1 protein-coding gene is annotated in these 431 nt (G+C 45.7%); it reads left to right on the top strand.

Going from position 1 to position 431, the window contains the following annotated elements; all coding sequences use genetic code 11:
* Nucleotides 1–62 precede the first annotated feature (62 nt).
* Nucleotides 63–431: hypothetical protein (locus tag EII42_RS12310; RefSeq protein ID WP_148098063.1), on the top strand; the 369-nt coding region annotated here is incomplete at its 3' end.

Below are 431 nucleotides of genomic sequence, written 5' to 3'. Positions count from 1 at the left end.
GGGATTTATTTCGTGTTTATTTGCTTTTTAGTACCTTTGCAGCAAATCTAAATCTTCATACCATGAAAAATCTACTTTATTTTCTTTTCGCAGCGGTCGTTTTCTCGGCCTGCGGCAGCGACGACGTAGAAATCGTCAAAAAGTCCAACGGTAAGCTCGACCCGAGCGCAATGGTGAGAATTGAAGCCGACAAAGGCGTTCGCCTACGCTCCACCGAAACCGAAACTCAATACACCGAAGACGGAGAGCCTTTGCTTTCGGCTCTTGAAATCACCAAACAGGGAGAAGTTTTGCAGTTTCTAGGGTACGACGAAAGAGATTCTAACCCCTACTATTATACTTCCAGAGGCTTCGGAGATTGGATGAGAGATACCGTCCCTCCCAATCCGGCACTGTTGATGTGTAGCACTGATATTATAGACCATTTAGGG

Source organism: Tessaracoccus sp. OH4464_COT-324 (genome assembly GCF_003932855.1).
Taxonomy (GTDB): domain Bacteria; phylum Actinomycetota; class Actinomycetes; order Propionibacteriales; family Propionibacteriaceae; genus Arachnia.
This window is presented reverse-complemented; position numbering and strand designations above follow the sequence as displayed.